The following is a 16,560-nucleotide window of genomic DNA, read 5'->3' as shown; positions in this document are numbered from 1 at the left end:
CGCACCGCACCGCACCGCCCCGCACAGCGCACCAGCACACCGCACCCGCACAGCCCCCGCTCCGCTCCCCGACCCTCCCCCGAAAGGACACCCCGCCATGGCGACGGGCAGATCCACCACGCTCGGCACCGCACCCGAGATCCGCACCTACAAGGGCCAGGACCGCGCCCTGCGCGCCGACCGCCTCGGCACCCCCGGGCTGCTGCTCTCCGTACTCGCCGCCAGCGCGCCGCTGATGGTGGTCGCCGGCGTGATGCCCACCACCTTCGGCGTCATGGGCATCGTCGGCCAGCCCCTGCTGTTCGTGATCCTCGGTGTCGTGCTCGCGCTCTTCGGCATCGGCTACGCCGAGATGAGCCGGCACGTCCACAACGCCGGTGCCTTCTACGCGTACATCGCGCGCGGCCTCGGCCCCACCGCGGGCGCGGGTGCCTCGCTCGTGGCCCTCGTCGCCTACAGCGCCATGCAGGTCGGCGTCTACGGCATCCTCGGGTTCGAGGTATCCGGCCTCTTCGCCACCTACCTCCAGATCGACCTCGCCTGGTGGATACCGGCCCTGGCGGCCGTGGCCCTCACCGGGACGCTCGGCTGGCTCAAGATCGACCTCAATGCCAAGGTCCTCGGCGTCCTCCTCCTCATCGAGGTCGTCCTCGTCGTCATCTTCGACATCGCCGCCCTCGGCAAGCCCGGAGCCGAGGGCATCTCGCTGCACGCCTTCAACCCCGAGACCCTGAGCGGCCCCGGCCTCGGCACGGCCCTGTGCTTCTGCATCGCCGCCTTCGTCGGCTTCGAGCAGTCCCCGGTCTACGCCGAGGAGACCAGCAAGCCCCACATCGTCGTCTCCCGCGTGATGTTCCTCGCCGTCGGCTTCGTCGCCCTCTTCTTCGCCTTCAGCGCATGGGCCCTCACCGTCGCCACCGGCCCCTCCGAGGTCGTCAAGACCTCCGCCGAAGCCGGTCCCGGCCTGCTCTTCCAGCTCACCGGGGACCGCCTCGGCAGCACCTTCACCGACGTCCTGCACGTCCTCTTCGTGACGGGCATGTTCGCCGCCATGCTCAGCTTCCACAACGTGGTGGCCCGCTACGCCTTCGCCATGGGCCGCGAGGGCCTGCTCCCGGCCGCCTTCGGCCGGACCAACGCGGGCACCGGCGCCCCCGCCACCGGCTCGCTCCTGCAGACCGTCGTCTCCGTCCTCGTCGTCCTGGCCTTCGCCGTCACCGACGACAAGCCGGCCGGGGACCCCACCACGCCCGTGCTGCACCTGTTCACCTGGATGGGCAACGTCGGCGCCCTCGGCGTGACCCTCCTCATGGCCGCCGCCTCCTTCGCCGTCATCGCCTTCTTCGTCCGCCGCGGCACCGCCGCCGCCCAGGTCTGGCGGCTCGTCGCGGCCGGCGCCGCCGGGATCGCCCTGCTCGCCATCGCCGTCTACACGGTGAAGGACTTCGACGTCCTGGTCGGCGCCGAGAAGGGTTCCGCGCTCAGCTGGGTCCTGCCCGGCATCATCGCCGCCGCCGTCCTCGTCGGGCTGCTGTACGGGGCCCTCCTGCGCAGCCGCCGCCCCGAGGTGCACGCCCGCATCGGCCTCGGGAACGAGGCCTTCCGCCTCGACCAGGCCGCGGAGGCCGACCCCCGGGACTGACCGCGCCCGGCTTGGCGGCCGGTCCCCGTGAAAACCCGGTACTGCCTCGCTTTCCAGCTCATCCGATGCCCCCGGCAACCGTTTCCATGGTCGCCGGGGGCATCCGCGTGGGGAGGCCGGGTTTTGGCCATGGCCGGGGCTCATGGTCTCCTGGGGCGACAAAAACATCCGGACCCCCGCACAGGTGACACCACCCAGCTCCCCTGCGCGGCGGCCCGGGCCTGCCTGTCCCACGTACGAAGGCGAAGCGCTACATGAGTGACCGCACCTTGACCGAGGCCACCGCCCCGGCGTCGTCCCGCCACGTCGACGCGGGTGACGAGGGCTACAGCAAGGACCTCAAGTCCCGCCACATCAACATGATCGCCATCGGCGGGGCGATAGGAACCGGCCTGTTCCTCGGCGCCGGCGGCCGGCTCGCCAACGCGGGCCCCTCCCTCGCGATCGCCTACGCGGTGTGCGGCATCTTCGCCTTCTTCGTCGTCCGGGCCCTCGGCGAGCTCGTGCTCTACCGCCCCTCCTCCGGCGCGTTCGTCTCCTACGCGCGCGAGTTCATGGGGGAGAAGGGCGCCTACACGGCCGGCTGGCTGTACTTCCTGAACTGGTCCACGACCACCGTGGCCGACATCACCGCCGCCGCCACCTACGCGCACTTCTGGTCCATGTTCACCAGCGTCCCGCAGTGGATCCTCGCCCTGATCGCCCTCGCCGTGGTCCTCACCGCGAACCTGATCTCGGTGAAGTACTTCGGCGAGATGGAGTTCTGGTTCTCCCTCGTCAAGGTCGCGGCCCTCGGCATCTTCCTGCTCGTCGGCATCTACCTGGTCGTCACCAGCCACCCGATCGACGGCCACACCCCGGGCCTGGCCTCGATCACCGACAACGGCGGCATCTTCCCGTCCGGCATGCTCCCGATGCTCCTGCTGCTCCAGGGCGTGGTCTTCGCGTACGCCTCCGTCGAGCTGTGCGGAGTCGCCGCCGGTGAGACCGAGAACCCCGAGAAGATCATGCCGAAGGCGATCAACTCGATCATGTGGCGCGTCGGCCTGTTCTACGTCGGCTCGGTGGTCCTGCTCGCGCTGCTGCTCCCGTACACCTCGTACTCCTCGGACCAGAGCCCCTTCGTGACCGTCTTCGACAAGCTGGGCGTCCCCGGCGCCGCCGGCGTCATGAACCTGGTCGTCCTGACCGCCGCGCTCTCCAGCCTGAACTCCGGGCTCTACTCCACCGGCCGCATCCTGCGCTCGATGGCCATGTCCGGCTCCGCGCCGAAGTTCACCGCCCGCATGAACAAGGGCAAGGTCCCCTACGGCGGCGTGCTGTTCACCGCCGCCTTCGGCCTCGCCGGCGTCGGCCTGAACTACCTGATGCCCAAGGACGCCTTCGAGCTGGTCCTGAACTTCGCCTCGCTGGGCATCCTCGGCACCTGGGCGATGGTCATGATCTGCTCGCTCTTCTTCTGGCGGCGCGCGCAGCAGGGCGGCGTGCAGCGCCCGGCCTACCGCCTGCCCTGGGCCCCGTACACGCAGATCGTCACGCTGGTGTTCCTGGTCACCGTGCTGGTCCTGATGTGGTGCGACGGCGGCGTCGGCCGCACCACGGTCATGTGCGTCCCCGTCATCGGCGCCGCGCTCGTCGGCGGCTGGTTCCTGGTCCGCCGCCGCGTCGCGGAGATCGCCGCGAACCGCTGACGTCCCCTCCCGCACGCGCAGAAGGACCCCGCCCTCGGGCGGGGTCCTTCTCGCTTCCCCGGCTCAGGCCCGCTCGACCACGCCGGACTTCGGCTGCACGGCGCCCGAGCCCTCGATCCGGCTACGCGGGGAGCGCGGGGAACACGACCACCGAGCCGTCCTCGTCGCGGGCGATCTCGATCGCCACGTCCCTCGCGCGGCTGTCGAACACGACGCCGTCGCCCAGCTTGCGGATCCGGTTCGCCGCGCGCATCAGGCGATCGACCTCACCGGTCGTGAAGACGGGCCGCAAACCCTGCGGGCGTGCCAGCTCCAGCGCCGACAGGCGTTCCAGGACCCCGGCGATGCTCGACTCCAGGGTGTCGAGGCGCTGCTGATCGGTCTTGAGCGCCCGGGCGAAGGTCTCGAACAAGTTGCCGGGGTCGCTCTGCGCGTGTTCGACGGCCTGCAGGACGATGACCCGCCGCTTCAGCGCAATGGCCAGGGCGGCCAGTTCGAGGTGGGTGCGGAAGGTGCCGCCGGCCTCGTCCACGCCGGGGAACGACCTGGTCAGCGTGGCGATCTCGACGGGCTCGCCGTCGGGCAGCTTGTCGAGCGCGATCCGCCACTGGGCGAGGCGGCGGTCAGCGGCGCCCAGCGCGCTGTTGATGGCGTGCACCGCCGAGTCCAGCCCCAGCGAGAGACCGAGCCTGCCCTGGTCGAGCAGAATGGCGGTGGCCTTGTCGATGGCGTCGCGGCAGCCGTCGAGTTCGCCGTGCTCGTCTTCGAGCTTCTGTTCCCGCAGATCCTCCAGCAGCTCCGTGATGTGCTCGATGGCCTGCCGGCGCTTGGAGTCGGCATGCGCGCTCACCCCGACCGCCACGGCCATGAGCACGAGCGGCGCGGCCACGGTGAGCGCCGCGCTGCCGCCGACGGCGACGCCGGCCGTCGCACCGGCCCCACCGGCCGCGCCCGCCGCTGCCGCCTTCCCGACCGGCACGAACGTCGCGTGGGCGGCGATGCCCGTCGAGTTCACGAGGGCACTGCGAACGCCCCCGGCCGCCCCCTGCGCCGCCATCGGGCGAATGATGCCCTGGCCGAACTGAGCGGCGACCTTCGCGGGAACGACCATGCGGTACAGGCCTTCGCCCGAAGCGGTCGCCGTGGCCGCCGCGGAGGAGCTGCGCGCCGATTGCGTGATGAGCTGTGACAGGTGCTGTGCCAGGGGACTCGCGGCATCGAGCGGGATGCCGCGGCCGCGGTCGAGCCGGCCGGGAAGCGGATGCACCTCAAGCGTGGCGATCGGCTCCTCGGCCAGGACGGCCAGCACACCGCGCAGTTCGGCCAAGCGTTCTGCCGTCATCGGCCCGTCTCCGGTCAACGCGGGCACCCGGACGTCACCGGTCGCCAGCGTCCACACCGGAACGATCGCCTTGAGGTCGTCGGTCATCGTCTCCCCTTGTTCTCCCCGGAATCCAGTCGACGGTACCGGCCCCTCGTCCGCGATCAGCACCTACCCTGAGGCAGGGTCGGACAGCTCCCGCCGATGCGGCGCTCCGGAAACCGGCAAGGGGTGGCAAGTGACAGCGGACGTCCTCGGGCCGGCATGGGCGCTCAAGGGACTGGGCGTGCGCTCCGGACGGTATCCCCTGGCGGTGGAGGGCCCGGTGATGCGGGCCGTGGACCGGCTGGTTCCCGGAGTGTCGACCATGACCCGCTACATCCGCTACCACTCGATGTACGCGGCGATCGCGGCGCACGCGGAACGCGAGCGCTGGGACGCCGCCACGTGCCTGCGGTCGGTCCGCCGCAGCGAAGTACTGCTCGCGGCCCTCCAGTGCCACGAGCAGACACCCCCCGCCTGGCCCGCCCACGGGGTCGACCGGGTGCGGCGCTTCTGCGCGGCCGGACTGGAACTCGCGCGCGCCGCCGACGAGGAGCAGCCGAGCCGGTCGTACTCGCCCCGGCGCTGGGGCTTTTGGGACCAGTACGGCGGACCCGCCACGGTGCTCGGCACCGTGGACGTCGAGGGCGGGGCGCTCAGGCCCGGTCGGCACGTGTGCCCTCCCGCGGTCCAAGAGCTCTTCGCGCCCCTGCTGTCGCTCGCAGCCGCGGACGCCGTGTCCTTCACGGACCTGGAGACGGCGGGGCGGGCGGCTCTCGGTGTCCCGTGTCCGGCCGAGCAGGACTGGCTGACGCAGGTGCTGACCGCGACCCGCGCCGGAGGAACCCACGCCCCGGGGGAGTGGGAGGCCTCCGACCGCACCCGGCGCGCGACCCTGCGCATCCTCGGCCGGGCGATAGACCTCCACGGCCACGAGGGCGACGGGTACCAGGAGACGCTGCGCTCCGCGGTGGCCTTCGGCGAGGAGGCGACCACGGATCCCGTGCTGGCGGCGATCCCCGAGACCGCCGGCTGGCGGGGAGTGCTGCTGCGCCACTATTGCGTCGGCGCCTGGCGCCGGCTCTGGGCGGCGCTGGTGGCCGGTGTCGGCTCCAAGGACGGTGAGGCCGACCGGTCGGCCGAAGAACTGCGCGACTGGCTGGCGCAGCAGGCGCCGGACACGTCGGTGCGGCGGGTCCTGGACGGACTGCCGCCGCTGAAGAGCGCGACCGGCCGGCTGCTGCCGGCCGAACGCGAGCTCCTGGCGCAGGGCGGCGACGCCCCGATGACGAACGTGCTGCTTCTGCTGGCGGGTGCGCTGAGGTCCCGGGAGGGGCATCTGCCCGACGACGTGCGAGCCGTCTTCCTGGGCCGGCAGCGGCGCTGGGCCGAGTTCCTCGACCCGACCTGGGTCGACGGCCTCATCAGCGACCACCTCGACCGGCCCGCCCGCGACCTGGCCGCCCGGCTGGTGGACGACATGCTCGCCCAGTCCCGCAGGGTCGCCCTGGCGAAGCTGCGCACCGACCCGGCGACGGGCGGGCTGAAGATCTTCTCCCGTCTGCACCTGCGCAACGAGCGCTACTTCAAGACCGGTGACGAAGGAGACTCCGAGATCGGCACCCGCATCCCGCAACTGGGCTCCCTGGCAGCGCAGCTGGGGCTCTTCGCCGTCAGCGACGACGGCCTCGCCGTCACCGCGGAGGGGCGGCACGTCCTGGAGACGAACGCATGAGCGCGGCGCAGCACACCCGGTTCGCCTCACCGGTCACCCTGCTGAGGGAATGGAGCGAACGCCGTGACCGGCAGGCGCTGCACGAAGCGCTCCTTCTGGGCTTCACCGTCGACCTTCCCTTCCTGGAGAAGGTCGCCATCCCCGTGGCCCGTGGGCTCGGCGCCCGCACCGCGGTGATCGGTGACGCGGCCCAGGGCCTGTACGACCCGGTCGACGTGCGCCTGGCCGGCCGCGGCTATCTGCACGCCCCGGCCACCTGTCGCGGTGCCTTCCACCCGAAGGTCGTCCTCCTGATCGGCGAACACGCCTGCCGGCTCGCCGTGGGATCGGGGAACCCGACACTGTCTGGCTGGGGGGCCAACGACGAACTGTGGACCGTGGTGGAAACGGAGGACGGCGACTCCCACGCGCTCCTGGCGGACCTCGCCGACTGGCTGGACGCGCTGCCCTCCGTCGTGGACCTGGCCCCCTGGTCGGCCGACCACCTCGCGGAACTGGCGGCCCTGCTGACCGAACGGCACGTCAACGCCCCCGCCGGGCCGGACGGCGGTTCCCGGCTCCTGCACAACCTGCACCGGAGCCTGCTGGACCAGCTGCCGCCGGGACCCGTCGATGACATGAACGCGTACGCCCCGTTCGTCGACGGGGCCGCACACGCCCTCGGCGCGCTGGTCCGCCGCCTGAGCCCGACGCGCACCACCCTCGGTCTCCAGCCCCGCTGGTCCAGTTACGACTCCGAAAAGATCAGGACGGCGCTGGGCGGCCACGACGCACGGATCCGTCTCCTCGACGAGACGCGGATGCGGCACGGCAAGTTCATCGAATGGCAGGTCGACGGCCGACGGCACTCGCTCACCGGGAGCGCCAACCTCACCCGCGCCGCGCTCTGCACCAGTACCAGTGACGGCGGCAACTGCGAGCTCGCCGTGCTCGCCGCCGACACCCTGTCGCTCCTCCCCGACGAAGGGCGCGTCACCACCCCCGCCGGCTTGACGGGCCGCACCATCCGGCCCTTCGCCGCGGCCGGTCACCGGCTCGTCCTGCTGGGAGCGAAGACGGACAGCGACGGGCTGCACGTCTCGCTGGCCCGAACTCACCCCACGCCCGTGACGATCAGCACCTCTCCGGACGGTTCGCCGGGCTCCTGGTCGCAGGTCGGGACCGTCCCGGCGGGAGCGTCGGCCCACTCCTTCACGCTCACCACGGTGCCCGGTGCGGCGGTGCGCGCCACCTGCACCCGGCCCGACGGCACCACCGTGGAATCCGCGGTGGTCTTCGTCTACAGCCCCGTGCACTGCGCACGACGCCAGAGCACCGACAGCGGTCCCCGGCTGAGATACGACTACACGGCAGGGACGCTGTTCGCCGACGAGCGCGCCGCGCGCCGCTTCGAGACCGATCTGCTGCGCCTGCGCGAGCTGACCGCGGGAACGTCGGCTCCGCGGGTGAGTCCGGCGCCGGGCTCGACGACGGTCTCGGTGACCTTGAGCGGAGTCGACCGCTGGGACGCCTACGTCGAGGACTGCCGCCGGATGATCGGGGCCCCGCTGACGGATCTGGCGTTCGGCGGCCTCCGGCTCGACCTGCCGCAGACCCCCTCGTCGCGGTGGATCGTGTCGGCGGTCACCGGTGGCGCCGCGGAGGACGACGATTTCTTCGAGGAGGAGCCACAGGACGAGGACACCGCCACCACGATCGAGTCCCGCGTCCCCCACCTCCCGCCCGAGGAGCGTTCCCGTTGCCGCACCTGGATCCAACGCTGGGTGCGGACGCTGGTCCCCTCCGAGGCATCGGCCGCGGCGCCGCTTCCGGTCCGGCTGCTCGTGGCCAGCCTGTACGTCCAGCTCCTGGCGGCCGGAGCCTGGGACGAGGACGACCAGAGCTGGCGCCCCGGCCTGAGCGGCGTCCTTGAGGCCCTCGGCGCCGAAGAAGGAACCGGCGGGGCGGAGCAAGGGCTCCCACCGGAGGCCCGGCGGCGGCTCGACTCGGTGGTGGCCGTCGTGATGACGCTGCTCCTCCAGGACGCCACCTTGACCGGTGGCGGCGAGCACGATGTCCTGGCCGCCCGCGCCTGGCACGGGAGCAGGGCGATGGTCGCGCGCGCCGAGCTCTCCGAGGGCGAGGATCTGCTCCTTCCGCCGGAGCGGGCGCTCGCCCGCGTCGCCCCCTGGAGCGAGGTGGAACGGCTCATCGCCCTGGCCCGGGAGGACGATCCGCACGCGGAGGCGATCGAGGAGTTCGTCGCGGCAGGCTGGTCGGCCACGAACGAGGACGGGATCTGGGAGATCACGGGCTCCTTCGGCAATCCCGTGCCGGTCGCTGCCAGAGCCGCCGAACGGCTCGGCCGGCGGCACGGCGCGAACGGCGTGCTCGTCCGGGCCCACGGCAGGGACCGCTGGGCATTCGTCGCCTGGGCCGACCCCCACCTGGTCTTGCTGAGCCTGCCGGCACGCGTCTGGCGCACCTATGCGATACGTCCCCCGGCCACACCCGAATCACGGTTCAGGGGCGGCGACCTGTCCGCGGTGCCCGGCCTCGTCGGCACCCCGACACCGCTGCGGACGGGCCCGCCGGAGGCCCTCAGGAAGCTGCTCGACGGAGTGGGCCTCCCGTATCCCGAGTTGATCGGGCGCTTGTTCACGCCCGGCCCGTGAGCGGCGGCACACCGGCGCGGGCCGTTCCCGGTCCCGGAGCCCGGCTCCGCCGAACGCTCGCCGATCCCGGCGCGAGGCCCGCAGGCACCGGGAACGACGGAATGCCGGTGAGTCTCGCGACTCGACCGGCATTCCGTGAAAACCTCGGAACGATCTTGCGAACGTCCCGCTCTGTGTCCGAGGGGGGACTTGAACCCCCACGCCCGATAAAGGGCACTAGCACCTCAAGCTAGCGCGTCTGCCATTCCGCCACCCGGACAAGGTGTCTGTCTCGCGTCCCTCGCGGGCCGTTCCGACGTGGAAAACATTACCAAACATTCCGGGGTCCCCGATCACACCCCCCGGCGGCCGAGGATCGCCCTTGGGCGGAGCCGGGCGAAGCGGGAGGATGGGGAGGCAGTCGGTACCGATCAGTGGGAGGAAGCAGCGTGAGCGAGTCGAGCGCGGGCAGGACCGTCTCCGGCGAGGACGAGGTCGTCGACCTCTGCCGGGACCTCATCCGGATCGACACCAGCAACTACGGGGACCACTCCGGGCCCGGGGAGCGCAAGGCGGCCGAGTGGGTCGCGGAGAAGCTCGCCGAGGTCGGACTGGAGCCGCAGATCTTCGAGTCCCACAAGGGGCGCGCCTCGACCGTGGCGCGCATCGAGGGGGAGGACCCGTCGCGGCCGGCGCTGCTGATCCACGGCCACACCGACGTGGTCCCGGCCAACGCCGCGGACTGGACGCACGACCCCTTCTCGGGCGAGATCGCCGACGGCTGCGTGTGGGGCCGCGGCGCCGTCGACATGAAGGACATGGACGCGATGACGCTGGCCGTCGTGCGCGACCGGCTGCGCAGCGGCCGCAAGCCCCCGCGGGACATCGTCCTGGCCTTCCTCGCCGACGAGGAGGCGGGCGGCCTGTACGGCGCCCGGCACCTCGTGGACAAGCACCCCGGCCTCTTCGACGGGGTCACGGAGGCGATCGGCGAGGTCGGCGGCTTCTCGTTCACCGTCAACGAGAACCTGCGGCTGTACCTGGTGGAGACCGCCCAGAAGGGCATGCACTGGATGCGGCTCACCGTGGACGGCACCGCGGGCCACGGCTCGATGACGAACAACGACAACGCCATCACCGAGCTGTGCGAGGCCGTGGGCCGCCTCGGCCGCCACCAGTGGCCGGTGAGGGTCACCAAGACCGTACGGAGCTTCCTGGACGAGCTCTCGGACGCGCTCGGCACCCCGCTCGACCCGGACGACATGGACGCGACCCTGGCCAAGCTGGGCGGCATCGCCAAGATGGTCGGCGCGACGCTGCGGAACTCGGCCGCCCCGACCATGCTCGGCGCCGGCTACAAGGTCAACGTCATTCCCGGCCAGGCCACCGCGCACGTGGACGGCCGCTTCCTGCCCGGCTACGAGGACGAGTTCTTCGCCGACCTCGACCGGATCCTCGGGCCGCGCGTGAAGTACGAGGACGTGCACGGGGACAAGGCCCTGGAGACGGACTTCGACGGGCGGCTCGTGGACGCGATGCAGGGCGCCCTGAAGGCCGAGGACCCGATCGCGCGGGCCGTCCCGTACATGCTCTCCGGCGGTACGGACGCGAAGTCCTTCGACGACCTCGGCATCCGCTGCTTCGGCTTCGCCCCGCTCCAGCTCCCGCCCGAGCTCGATTTCGCCGGGATGTTCCACGGCGTGGACGAGCGGGTGCCGGTCGACGGGCTGAAGTTCGGCGTGCGCGTTCTGGACCGATTCATCGACAACTGCTGAGAATCGGGAAGGTGTGCGTTTCTCACTGGGAAGAGTGAATGCACTCATACGCTCGTAGCCCTGGTGACGCCTCCTCGTTACAGGTGGTGCGGTCCGCGGCTGGGACCGCAATTGCCAACTAGGAGGAACTCATGCTTAAGAAGGTTGTCGCCGCTGCGGCTGCCACCGGTGGTCTCGTTCTCGCGGGTGCCGGCCTCGCCGCCGCCGACGCGGGTGCGCAGGGTGCGGCCATCGGCTCCCCGGGCGTCCTGTCCGGCAACGCCATCCAGGTCCCCGTCCACGTTCCCGTGAACGTCTGCGGTAACACGGTCAACGTGATCGGCCTGCTGAACCCCGCTTTCGGCAACACCTGCGTCAACGCCTGACGCGTCTGAAGTCTTGGGCCCCGGAGCGCATTCCAGCGCTCCGGGGCCGCCGGGCTTTCAGGGCCCGGCTGTTCTTACACCGCAGGGGGACAAACACATGCGACGACAGGCAGCGGCAGCGGTCACCAGGAAGACGCTGATCACCATGGCGGCGGCGGGGGGTGTGCTCGCGCTGGGCGGGGGTTACGCACACGCCGACTCCGGCACGTCCGGCCATGCCGTGAACTCTCCGGGCGTGGCGTCCGGGAACTCCGACCACGTACCCGTGGACGCGCCGGTGAACATCTGCGGCAACACCGTCTCGGTGGTGGGGCTGCTCAACCCGGCTTTCGGGAACCGGTGTTCCAACGACTCGGCCACGCCGAACCACCCCGGTCACCCGGGGTACCCGGGCAACCCCGGCCACCCGGCCGAGCCCGAGGAGCCGGACGAGCCGTGCGACGAGGACGAACCGGGCCACCCCGGCAACCCCGGCACGCCCGGCCACCCCGGGACTCCGGGCCACCCCGGCCACCCGGGCAACCCCGGGACTCCCGGCCACCCGGGCAACCCCGGGACTCCCGGCCACCCGGGTAACCCCGGGACTCCGGGTACGCCCGGCAACCCGGGCACTCCGGGTACGCCGGGCAACCCGGGCACTCCGGGTACGCCCGGCAACCCCGGCACTCCGGGTCAGCCCGGCAACCCCGGTACTCCGGGTCAGCCCGGCAACCCGGGCACGCCCGGTCAGCCCGGGAACCCCGGTACGCCGGGTATGCCCGGCAACCCGGGCCAGCCCGGTACTCCCGGGCTTCCGGGCGGGCCCACCGGGCCCGGCGAGGGCGGTGTCACTCCCGTGACCCACCCCGGCCAGGGCATCGCCCCGGCCCAGCAGGCCGGGCTCGCCGCCACCGGCGCCGGAGACGTCCTCGGCGTGGGCCTTCCGCTCGCCGCCGGCACGCTGCTGGCCGGTGCCGTGCTCTACCGGCGCGCCCGCAGCGCGGCCTGAGGCGCGCAGGCCGTCCGGCGCGGGCCCCCGACCGGGGTCCGTGCCGGACGGCCCGCGTCACCAGGTGGCGCGGACCTGACGGATGATCCTCCGGCGAAGCCGCACCCGGCGACTGCCGTCCCGGTACAGGGCCAGCCGGTCGATCTCCCAGTTCCCGTACTCGGCATGATCGGTGAGCAGGCGGGTCGCCTCCTTGCGGGGCACACCGCGGGGCACGTACACGTCGACAAATTCGTATTCCGGCATCGCATCTATTGTGCGGGCAGAGCCCTGCTACGGATAGCGTCTGCACTATGTCTGATGCCGCTCTGCCCAGTGTTGCCGAGGTACGCGCCGCCGCCGAGGCGGTCAAGGCCGCGCTCGACCGTCACCTCGCCGCGGTCGAGAGCAGGATCGGGGACGAGGACCCGGCCGTCTACGCCGCCTTCAACGAACTCGCCGCCGCCGCCGAGGAGTACGACGAGCTCCTCTACGACCGGTACGACGAGGTCACCCCGTTCGAGATCCCCACGCCCGAGGACGGTGTCCCGTACACCGGGCCCGCCGAGCCCGCGGCCTTCAGCGTGCTCATCCGCCGTGACTACGCCGTCGTCGAACCGCCGAGGCTGATCGCCCAGGCCGAGCGCGTCGCCGCCCACGACCGGGAGGCCGAGCTCGCCCTCGACGGCGGCACGGCCGGCGCGCTGGGCGTGCTCTTCGGGGAGTACGAGCCCGACGAGATCGCCTCCCGCTACAAGGAGTTCGGCCTGGAGGAGGGGGACTCGACCCTCTGGATCGCGGCTTCGGAGGAGGTCGCGGAACCGGGGGAGTGGCTGGGCTCGCCCTTCGGGCACACCGACCCGCAGGACGTGCTGCACCGTTTCGACGTGAGCTCCGTCTTCGACGAGGAGACGGACGATTTCGACGAGGACGAGGAAGAAGACGCGGGCGGCCGGGCGGCGCGGCCCGGCCTGACCCCGGCCTGACCGCCTCCCGCACGCAGGACGCCGCGGCCCCCGTCCCGAAAGGGCGGGGGCCGCGGCGCGCTCGCCTCACGCGCGGGTCACTCCGGCTGGTCCTGCGCCGCCGCCACGAGGGCCCGCAGCAGGCCGGTCAGCCGGGTCGTACGCGGCTTCGGCAGCACCTCGGCGACCGCGCGCGGCAGCGCCTGGTCCACGCCGTGCACCACGGACAGGTGCCGCTCGGCCCGCCCGAACGCCGTGTACACCCAGTCCCGGGAGAGGGCCTGCGCCGCGTCTCCGGGCAGGACGACGACCACGGCGGGCCAGCGGGCGCCGGCCGCCTGGTGCGCCGTCACCGCCCAGCCGTGCCGCACCTGCGACTCCACCCGCTCCTTCGGTACGACAATCCGCGCGCCCGATGCGTCCAGGTGCAGCCCCTGCGCGTCGGCCGTCACCACCGTGGCCGGGACGGCCCGCCCGGGCGAGGGCACGTGCACGACGCGGTCGCCGGGGTCGAAGCCGCCGAACCGGCCGGGGCCGGGGTTCAGCCGCTCCTTGAGGGCCGCGTTCAGGGCCCGCGTCCCCGCCGAGCCGCCGTGGCCCGGGGTGATGACCTGGACGGAGTCCGCGGGGATCCCGAAGGCGCGGGGCACGGACTCGGCGACCAGCTGCACGGCGCGGTGGACGGCCTCCCCGGCGTCGCGGACCGGGACGATGACGACCTCCTTGCCGGGGGCCTCGACCTGGTTCAGCTCGCCGATGCCGACGCCCGAGACGAGTTCGCCGACCGGGCCGGGGTCGGGGGTCCGCGAGACCAGCTGCGGGCAGGCGCGGGCCGCGAGCACATCGCCGAACACGCGCCCGGGTCCGGCGGACCCGAGCACCCCGGGGTCTCCGGAGAGCACCAGGCGGGCCCCGTCGGGGACGGACTCGACGAGCGCGGCGGCGGTCTCCACGTCCAGCTGGGGGGCGTCGAGGACCACGAGCAGGTCCACCGCGAACTGCCCGTCGCCGTCCCGGCCGGGCCCGGCGGCGCCGGAGAGCAGGTCCGCGACGGTGACGGCGCCGTCCGCGGGGGTGTGCGCGGCCAGGCAGACGCGCAGGCCCAGATCGCGGGCGGCGGCGAGCAGGGCCAGCGGCTCGGCGCGGGCGGCCTCGCCGCCGGTGTGGGTGACCAGGCCGTGGCCGGAGGCGGCGCGGATCAGCTCGGCGCCGGGGCCGGTGGCCGCCTTCTCCCAGTCCGCCGGGTCGTCGAAGGTGTTGGCGAGGCGGGCCAGGCCATCGGCCAGGCTCTCCTCGGCCAGCGCGTATCCCTCCAGGCCGACGAGCACCCGGACGGGCTGCTCCTCGCCTTCGGCGACGGGCGGCCCGAGCGGCTCCTGGAACACGAGGACGGCGCCCTCGCCGATGGACTGCTCCAGGGACTCGGCGGGATCCGGGACGCCGTACTGGGCCAGGGCGGATTCGAGGGTGGGGGCTTCCAGCGCGGTGTGTCCCTTGAGCGCCGCCTGCTCCAGCAGCCAGCCCACCAGGGCGGCGGCGCGCCGCTCGTCGCCGGGGCCGGCGTCGGGGCCGAGCAGGGCCCGGGCGAAACCGTCGGCCTGGGTGGGGCGTACGCCGGCGACGGCGAGGAGCCGCCAGGGGTCTTCGGCGAGCCGTTCGGCGGCGTCCTCGCCGAGGGCGGTGGCGGCCGGGACGGCCAGCGCCTCGGGGGCGCCGCCGCGGGCGAGCACGGCGCGCACGCCGTCGATGCCGGCGGCGGTCGGGGCGGGGACGGCGGGCCGGGCGGGGCGGGGGGCCGCGGGAGCCTCCGGAGCCCGCCGCGGAGCCACGGGCGCCTCGTCGAAGTACACGGGGGAGGGCTTGTCCCCGCTCTCCACGGCCCGTACGGCGGCCAGCAGATCGGCGGCCTTCCCACTGAGCTTGGCCCCGGCGTCCACGGGCCCCTGCCGCTCCGCCTTGCGGCGGGCGATGCGCTCCCGCTCCACCTTCTGCGCGGCCAACTCGGCGGCGGCCTCGCTCACCACGGGCTGCGCCGCCGCCTCCCCGCCGGAGGCCCCGGCCCCCGCCTCGGCCTCCGGTGCGTCGGAGCCGCCGCCGTCGGCCGCGTCGACCTCGGTCTCGGTATCGGCCTCGGTATCGGCCTCGGCCGGCGCCGCCGCTCCGTCCTCGCCCTCCGACCCGTCCCTTCCCGGAACCGGGGGCTCCGCACCCGGGCCCCCGCTCCCCGCGTCGATCCCGGCGGGCTGCGGGTCCGCCGCTTCCGTGCCGGAGGGGGCCGCCTCGGGGGTGGCCGGGTCCTTCGGGGGAACGGCTTGGCGGTCCGTGCTCACAGCGTGCTCCAGTCGTGGTCGGGGTAGCGGTGCACGGGCGCGGACACATCGTCCAGCGCCCGGCAGATCTCCTCCGGAAGGGTAAGCGGCTCCACCGACAACGCCTCGCTGAGCTGCGCGGACGTCCGCGCGCCCACGATCGGTGCGACCACGCCCGGCCGGTCCCGGATCCACGCCAGCGCCACCTGGAGCGGGGTCACCGCCAGGCCCTGGGCCGCCGTCGCCACCGCGTCCACGATGCCGCACGCCGTCTCGTCCAGGTACGGCTCCACGAAGCCGGCCATCGTCGGTGAGGCGCCCCGGGAGTCCGCCGGGGTCGCGCCGTCCCGGTACTTGCCCGTCAGGACCCCCCGCCCCAGCGGGGAGGACGGGAGCAGCCCGACACCCAGGTCCAGCGCCGCCGGGAGCACCTCGCGCTCCACGCCCCGCTGGAGCAGCGAGTACTCCATCTGCGTCGACGCCAGCCGCGTCCGCACCCCCGGCGCGGCCAGCTGCCACGTCGCCGCCTTCGCCAGCTGCCAGCCGCAGAAGCCCGCCACCCCCGCGTACCGGGCCCGGCCGCTGCTCACCGCCAGGTCCAGGGCCTGGAGGGTCTCCTCCAGCGGGGTCTGCGGGTCGAACGCGTGGACCTGCCACAGGTCGACGTGGTCCGTGCCGAGCCGGGCCAGCGAATCGTCCAGCGCGGCGAGGAGGTGGCCGCGCGAGCCGTCGGTCCGGCGGTCCGCCGCCCGGACCGAACCCGACTTCGTCGCGATCACCAGGTCCCGGCGCGGGACCAGCCCGTCGATCAACTGCCCCAGCAGGTACTCCGCCTCACCGCCCCCGTACACGTCGGCGGTGTCGACGAGCGTCCCGCCCGCCTCCCAGAACGTCTTCAACTGCTCGGCAGCGCCCGACTCGTCCGGGCCATCCGCGGAACGGCCCCAGGTCAGGGTGCCGAGGCCGATCCGGGACACGCGCAGTCCGGTGCGGCCGAGATGCCTCTGCTCCATGACCGCTGAGACTACTGGGGCACTGACGCGGGACGCCCTGGCGCGCTACAGTCCCCCGCAGACCCACGTTACTGATCGGTAAACCGGCATCACCGTAAGGGG

The 16,560-nt window shown here is 73.1% G+C and carries 12 protein-coding genes and 1 tRNA gene; 8 read left to right on the top strand and 5 right to left on the bottom strand.

The annotated features are described in order from the left end of the window. The first annotated feature begins 97 nt into the window (after nt 1-97). Together AB0M92_RS13545 and AB0M92_RS13540 are read left to right on the top strand one after the other, a co-directional pair. Nucleotides 98-1,642, top strand: coding sequence for an APC family permease (locus AB0M92_RS13545; protein WP_366102282.1), 1,545 nt, complete (start codon nt 98-100; stop codon nt 1,640-1,642). A gap of 254 nt (nt 1,643-1,896) precedes the next feature. Next, nucleotides 1,897-3,333, top strand: a complete 1,437-nt coding sequence (locus tag AB0M92_RS13540; RefSeq protein WP_366102281.1) for an amino acid permease — start codon at nt 1,897-1,899, stop codon at nt 3,331-3,333. Nucleotides 3,334-3,454: 121 nt separating this feature from the next. On the opposite strand, the gene AB0M92_RS13535 is transcribed toward AB0M92_RS13540, so the two are convergent. After that, entirely contained in the window at nt 3,455-4,762 is a 1,308-nt protein-coding gene (locus AB0M92_RS13535) for a hypothetical protein (protein WP_366102379.1), read from the bottom strand. 130 nt (nt 4,763-4,892) lie between these two features. Here AB0M92_RS13535 and AB0M92_RS13530 point away from each other — a divergent pair, with 130 nt between their 5' ends. Further along, complete coding sequence (locus AB0M92_RS13530; protein ID WP_366102280.1) at nt 4,893-6,431, top strand: hypothetical protein; 1,539 nt, start codon at nt 4,893-4,895, stop codon at nt 6,429-6,431. Beyond that, nucleotides 6,428-9,085, top strand: a complete 2,658-nt coding sequence (locus AB0M92_RS13525) for a hypothetical protein (RefSeq protein WP_366102279.1) — start codon at nt 6,428-6,430, stop codon at nt 9,083-9,085. The genes AB0M92_RS13530 and AB0M92_RS13525 overlap by 4 nt, the downstream gene beginning before the upstream one ends. A 174-nt stretch (nt 9,086-9,259) precedes the next feature. On the opposite strand, the gene AB0M92_RS13520 is transcribed toward AB0M92_RS13525, so the two are convergent. After that, nucleotides 9,260-9,344 (bottom strand) — tRNA-Leu (locus tag AB0M92_RS13520). A gap of 169 nt (nt 9,345-9,513) precedes the next feature. Here AB0M92_RS13520 and AB0M92_RS13515 point away from each other — a divergent pair. The 3 genes from AB0M92_RS13515 (at nt 9,514) to AB0M92_RS13505 (ending at nt 12,192) form a co-directional block, all read left to right on the top strand. Continuing rightward, nucleotides 9,514-10,839 (top strand): M20/M25/M40 family metallo-hydrolase, encoded by a 1,326-nt coding sequence (locus tag AB0M92_RS13515; protein WP_366102278.1) that lies wholly within the window; start codon nt 9,514-9,516, stop codon nt 10,837-10,839. Between the two features lie 131 nt (nt 10,840-10,970). Further along, complete coding sequence (gene chpH / locus AB0M92_RS13510) at nt 10,971-11,204, top strand: chaplin ChpH (RefSeq protein ID WP_366102277.1); 234 nt, start codon at nt 10,971-10,973, stop codon at nt 11,202-11,204. Between the two features lie 97 nt (nt 11,205-11,301). Then, on the top strand, nt 11,302-12,192 hold the full coding sequence (locus AB0M92_RS13505; RefSeq protein ID WP_366102276.1) for a chaplin family protein: 891 nt from the start codon (nt 11,302-11,304) through the stop codon (nt 12,190-12,192). Between the two features lie 57 nt (nt 12,193-12,249). Here AB0M92_RS13505 and AB0M92_RS13500 read toward each other — a convergent pair whose 3' ends face one another. Further along, nucleotides 12,250-12,438 carry a DUF5703 family protein gene (locus AB0M92_RS13500; protein WP_030860319.1) on the bottom strand — a complete coding sequence of 63 codons (189 nt, stop codon included), beginning with the start codon at nt 12,436-12,438 and terminating at the stop codon, nt 12,250-12,252. Between the two features lie 47 nt (nt 12,439-12,485). Between AB0M92_RS13500 and AB0M92_RS13495 the strand changes: the two genes are divergently transcribed. Then, entirely contained in the window at nt 12,486-13,157 is a 672-nt protein-coding gene (locus AB0M92_RS13495) for a hypothetical protein (protein WP_366102275.1), read from the top strand. A gap of 77 nt (nt 13,158-13,234) precedes the next feature. Here the strand turns inward: AB0M92_RS13495 and AB0M92_RS13490 are convergent, their stop codons facing one another. Continuing rightward, nucleotides 13,235-15,466: an ATP-dependent RecD-like DNA helicase gene (locus tag AB0M92_RS13490; RefSeq protein WP_366102274.1), complete on the bottom strand. Its 2,232-nt coding sequence runs from the start codon at nt 15,464-15,466 to the stop codon at nt 13,235-13,237. Beyond that, nucleotides 15,463-16,458, bottom strand: a complete 996-nt coding sequence (locus tag AB0M92_RS13485) for an aldo/keto reductase (protein ID WP_366102273.1) — start codon at nt 16,456-16,458, stop codon at nt 15,463-15,465. The genes AB0M92_RS13490 and AB0M92_RS13485 overlap by 4 nt, the downstream gene beginning before the upstream one ends. Nucleotides 16,459-16,560 lie beyond the last annotated feature (102 nt).

Source organism: Streptomyces sp. NPDC051582 (assembly GCF_040681715.1).
Lineage (GTDB): Bacteria > Actinomycetota > Actinomycetes > Streptomycetales > Streptomycetaceae > Streptomyces.
Note: the sequence above shows the minus strand (reverse complement) of the source record. Positions and strands in the feature narration are given on the sequence as shown.